Origin of the sequence: Mycobacterium sp., assembly GCF_050701675.1 — a bacterium.
Taxonomy (GTDB): Bacteria; Actinomycetota; Actinomycetes; order Mycobacteriales; family Mycobacteriaceae; genus Mycobacterium.
In genome coordinates, this window is the sequence record NZ_JBOGDD010000005.1 from 1 (window position 1) to 4,786 (window position 4,786).

The 4,786-nt window shown below is 67.5% G+C and carries 6 protein-coding genes; 4 read left to right on the forward strand and 2 right to left on the reverse strand.

From position 1 onward, the window contains the following. A partial coding sequence (greA, locus tag ACRDUX_RS00080; protein WP_526409818.1) for a transcription elongation factor GreA occupies positions 1 to 480 on the reverse strand: 480 nt, incomplete at its 3' end. Positions 481 to 699: 219 nt separating this feature from the next. Beyond that, a complete protein-coding gene (locus ACRDUX_RS00085) occupies positions 700 to 1,122 on the reverse strand; it encodes a DUF4307 domain-containing protein (RefSeq protein ID WP_526409820.1) in 423 nt (140 codons plus the stop codon). A gap of 142 nt (positions 1,123 to 1,264) precedes the next feature. Between ACRDUX_RS00085 and mca the strand changes: the two genes are divergently transcribed. The 4 genes from mca to ACRDUX_RS00105 are packed head-to-tail and all read left to right on the forward strand — an operon-like array spanning position 1,265 to position 4,784. Continuing rightward, positions 1,265 to 2,131, forward strand: coding sequence for a mycothiol conjugate amidase Mca (gene mca, locus ACRDUX_RS00090; protein ID WP_526409822.1), 867 nt, complete (start codon positions 1,265 to 1,267; stop codon positions 2,129 to 2,131). Next, positions 2,128 to 2,409, forward strand: a complete 282-nt coding sequence (locus tag ACRDUX_RS00095; RefSeq protein ID WP_526409824.1) for a hypothetical protein — start codon at positions 2,128 to 2,130, stop codon at positions 2,407 to 2,409. Before mca ends, ACRDUX_RS00095 begins: the two co-directional genes overlap by 4 nt. Next, positions 2,399 to 4,399 (forward strand): thioredoxin domain-containing protein, encoded by a 2,001-nt coding sequence (locus ACRDUX_RS00100; RefSeq protein ID WP_526409826.1) that lies wholly within the window; start codon positions 2,399 to 2,401, stop codon positions 4,397 to 4,399. Before ACRDUX_RS00095 ends, ACRDUX_RS00100 begins: the two co-directional genes overlap by 11 nt. Before the next feature lie 10 nt (positions 4,400 to 4,409). Further along, positions 4,410 to 4,784 (forward strand): nuclear transport factor 2 family protein, encoded by a 375-nt coding sequence (locus ACRDUX_RS00105; RefSeq protein WP_526409828.1) that lies wholly within the window; start codon positions 4,410 to 4,412, stop codon positions 4,782 to 4,784. Positions 4,785 to 4,786 lie beyond the last annotated feature (2 nt).

Sequence of the window (4,786 nt, forward strand, 5' to 3'; positions counted from 1 at the left end):
GTACGGCGTCGCGCTGATCAGCTTCACCTTGACGGTGTTGCCGTTGGGCACGACGTACGTGCGTTCCTCGCCGACCTCGGCGTCGATGATCGCGCCGCCAAGGGGGGACTTGGGCGAGTAGACCTCGAGCTTGCCGTCGGTCACGCCCTCCTGGCGCGTACCGATCAGGAACGTCTCGGTGTCGCCGTCTTCGAATTCGACCTTCACGACCGAACCGGGCAGCGCCACGCCGGACTTCGTCGGGGCTTCGCCGACCTTGGCGTTGTTGAGCAACTCCTGGAGCTGGCGGATCCGGGCCTCTTGCTGTCCCTGATCTTCGCGGGCCTGGTGGTAGCCGCCGTTCTCCCTGAGGTCGCCCTCTTCGCGGCGGTCGTTGATCTCGGCGGCGATGATCGGCCGATTCGCGATGAGCTGGTCGAGCTCGGCCTTCAGCCGGTCGTATGCCTCTTCGGTTAGCCAGGTGACCTGGGTGTCGGTCATGTCGCGCTCCTGTCTTCGTCTCGCGCTGATCAGATGGAAAGTTCTGCGTGTATTGCCGCGATCGCAGGCGCCTAGAAGCGCATTAAAGCAGCAATACACGGCTCCATCAGGAACCGTGTACGGAGACCAGCGTACCACCGTCAGGACAACCGGTTTTCACGTATTGGCTGTTCGGCGTTCTTCGGATGGTTGCCAGACATGCCGCTCAGCCGGGACGTGTCAGGGCGCGACGAGGTAGCCGGGCACGTCGGTTCCGCAGCCATAGACGTCGCCGATCACCGGCTTCCTGCTCGACTTCACCACGGCCGTCACCTGGACCGTTGCCTGCGACGACGGCGGCACCAGCAGTTCACGCCTGCCGGTCTCCGCGCCGTCGACGGAGCGGGCCCTGATGATGCAGACCACGGGTTGCGACGGGTCCTTTCGGGTGACGCTGATGGTCACCTGCACCGTCTCGCCGTCGACCAGCGTGTAGCCGCCGAGCTCGCCCTTGACCTCACCCGTGCCGAGCCGCTGATACGCGACGATCGCAAGGGCCACTCCTGCCGCGACGATCACGACGGACAGGATCACCACCACACGGCGGCGAGAGCGGCGCGACAGCCGTTGCCGGCCGTAGCGGGCGGCGGGACGCTCGATCATGGAAGGTTCGGTGCCCCTTCAACGGGCTTTGACGGGTACGGGCATGGGTCTGAGTTCCAATGGATCCACTAGGACTGGAACTATAGGGGCACCCAAGACTGTTGAAGCGTCACGACGATGCAAGCGAGCAGATAAGGCACACGTGAGCGAACTGCGTTTGATGGCGGTCCACGCGCACCCGGACGACGAGTCCAGCAAGGGCGCCGCCACGATGGCCCGGTACGCCGACCAGGGCGCCCGCGTCATGGTGGTATCGCTGACGGGTGGCGAGCGGGGCGACATCCTCAACCCGGCGATGGACCTGCCAGAGGTCCACGGGCGCATCGCCGAGATTCGTCGCGACGAGATGGCCAAGGCTGCGGCCATCCTCGGGGTGGAGCACGAATGGTTGGGGTTCGTCGACTCGGGACTGCCCGAGGGCGACCCGCCCCCTCCTCTGCCGGAGGGGTGTTTCGCGCTGGTGCCTCTGGCCGAGTCGACCGAACGCCTGGTCCGGGTGATCCGCGAGTTCAAGCCGCACGTGGTGACGACGTACGACGAGAACGGCGGTTATCCGCACCCCGACCACATTCGCTGCCACGAGGTGTCGGTGGCCGCGTACGAGGCGGCAGGCGATTACCGGCTGTTCCCGGACGCCGGCACGCCGTGGAACGTCTCGAAGCTGTACTACAACCACGGGTTCCTGCGGAAGCGGATGCAGTTGATCCAGGACGAGTTCGCCAAGCACGGCGAGGAGGGTCCGTTCGGCAAGTGGCTGAAGGATTGGGACCCGGAACTCGACGTCCTCGACGATCGGATCACCACCCGCGTCGCGTGCGCGAAGTACTTCACCCAGCGTGACGAGGCGTTGCTCGCCCACGCCACGCAGATCGACCCCAAGGGCGCCTTCTTCAGGACGCCCATCGAGTGGCAGCAGCGGCTGTGGCCGACCGAGGAGTACGAGTTGGCGCGTTCGCGCATCCCCGTGAAGCTGCCCGAGGACGATCTGTTCGCCGGGATCGACCCGTGACCGACACCTTCGTGCTCATCGTCGGTCTTCTGGCCGACGAGACGCCGCGCGACACCGGACCGGACTTCGGCAAGGCCAGCCCGTTCGGCCTCGTCGTGGTCGTCATCCTGCTCATCGGCACGTTCGTGCTGGTGTGGTCGATGAACAAGCACCTCAAGAAGCTGCCGGAGTCGTTCGACCCCGAGCATCCCGAATCGGATCAGGCCGTCGACGAGGGCACGGTCGGTGACCCGGGCGACCCGGGTCCTGCCGCGGGGCGTCCAGACGGTGGGGGTTAACGCTCTCGGGGGCGCTACCAGCCCCTATCTGCGCCAGCACGCCGACAACCCGGTGCACTGGCAGCAGTGGACGCCGGAGGCGCTCGCCGAGGCAGCCACCCGCGACGTGCCGATTCTGCTGTCGATCGGCTATGCGGCGTGTCACTGGTGCCACGTGATGGCGCACGAGTCCTTCGCCGACGACGAGGTGGCCGCGGCGATGAACGCCGCGTTCGTCTGCATCAAGGTCGACCGCGAGGAGCGCCCCGACCTCGATGCCGTGTACATGAACGCGACCGTCGCACTGACAGGCCAGGGCGGGTGGCCGATGACGTGCTTCCTCACCCCGGACGGACGGCCGTTCTTCTGCGGCACCTACTACCCGAAGGTCGCGTTCCTACAACTCCTCGACGCCGTTGTCGACACGTGGCGCAACCGCCGCGCCGAAGTGGAGCAGGCGTCCGACCACATCGCAGGCGAGCTGAGGTCGATGGTGTCTGGCCTGCCCGGTGGGGGACCGGCACTCGAACCAGCGGTCTGCGACCACGCCGTCGCGAGCGTGTTGGACGACGAGGACGTCGCCCGCGGAGGATTCGGTGGTGCGCCCAAGTTCCCGCCGTCGGCACTGCTGGAGGCATTGCTGCGCAGCTACGAACGAACGGGTGACGCGGGCGCGCTGGCCACCGTCGAGCGGACCTGTGAAGCGATGGCGCGCGGTGGCATCTACGACCAACTCGCCGGCGGTTTCGCCCGTTACAGCGTCGACGCGTCGTGGGTCGTGCCGCACTTCGAGAAGATGCTCTACGATAACGCGCTGCTGCTGCGGCTCTACGCGCATTGGGCGCGTCGCTCGGGAAAACCGTTGGCGCGCAAGGTCACCGATGAGACGGCGAATTTCCTCGTCCGCGAGCTTGGCGAAGGTGGCATGTTCACCTCGTCACTGGACGCCGACTCCGACGGTGTCGAGGGCCTTACCTACGTGTGGACGCCCAGGCAGTTGCGCGACGTGCTCGGCGACGACGACGACGACGGGGGCTGGGCCGCCGGCCTCTTCGCGGTCACCGACGCGGGAACCTTCGAGCACGGCAGCTCGGTGCTGCAGCTGCCCCGCGACCCCGACTCGCTCTCCCGCTTCGTCCTGGTGCGCACGAAGCTGCTGGCCACCAGGCTGGGGCGTCCGCAGCCGGGCCGTGACGACAAGGTCGTCACGGCGTGGAACGGTTTCGCCATCACCGCTCTTGCCGACGCGTCCGTCGCGCTGGACCGGCCCGAATTCCTCGATGCCGCAACGCAATGTGCACGAGCCATCGTCGAGCTCCACGTCGTCGACGGCCGGCTGCGCCGCGCGAGTCTCGGCGGTCGGGTCGGTGACAGCGCGGCCATCCTCGAGGACCACGCGGCGCTGGCCACCGCTCTGCTGACGCTGTACCAGGTGACCGGGGACGACGACTGGCTGGCGACGGCCACCGGACTGCTCGACGTCGCCCTCGAGCACTTCGCCGACCCGGAGCGCGAGGGGCGCTGGTTCGACACCGCGGACGACGCCGAGCGGTTGATGATGCGGCCGTCGGACCCGATCGACGGCGCCACGCCATCGGGGGCGTCGCTGATCGCCGAGGCGCTTCAGCTCGCGGCGCACCTGGTCCCAGCCGCTCGGGCCGACCGTTACGCCACGGCCGCCGCGGCGTCACTCGCGGCCGCGACGCCGATCCTGCTGAAGCTGCCGCGCTCGGGCGGACACTGGCTGGCCGTCGCCGAAGCCGCAGTCAGGGGCCCCATTCAGATCGCGGTGTCCCGCTCGCAGCCGGATTCTGAATTGCTGTCCGCGGCAAGGTCTCTCGCGCCTGGCGGGGCGATCGTCGTCGGGGGCGCGATGGACTCGTCGGAGCTGCTGCTCGGACGCGGTCTCGTCGACGGCCGCGATGCTGCCTACGTGTGTCGCGGCCGCGTGTGCGACCTTCCGGTCACCACCGCAGGAGAACTTGCCGCCGCGCTGGGTGCAGCCGTGTAGCGTGCCGCACATGCCGAGTGCCGAGCTGATCACACAGACCGTCAACCGCTATCTGGAGTTCGTCGCCGCGGGCAAGCCGGACGCCATCGCCGACCTGTACACCGACGACGCGACCGTCGAGGATCCGGTCGGAGGCGAGGTTCACATCGGGCGTCAGGCGATTCGCGGCTTCTATGCCAACGTCGCGGGTGTGAAGGCTGAAGCGGACATCGTGACGCTGCGGGCACTCGGTCACGAGGCGGCGTACTTCTGGGGTCTGACCATCGATCTCGGCGAAGGCGGGAAGATGCGCATCGAGATCATCAGCGTCATGACGTTCGACGACGAGGGCAAGATCACGTCGATGAAGGCCTACTGGGGCCCGGAGAACGTCACCCAACTCTGAGT

Excerpts from the sequence above, each read along its gene's own strand:
- ACRDUX_RS00085 (WP_526409820.1), bottom strand. The coding sequence starts at position 1,122 with ATGATCGAGCGTCCCGCCGCCCGCTACGGCCGGCAACGGCTGTCGCGC.
- ACRDUX_RS00105 (WP_526409828.1), top strand. The coding sequence starts at position 4,410 with ATGCCGAGTGCCGAGCTGATCACACAGACCGTCAACCGCTATCTGGAG.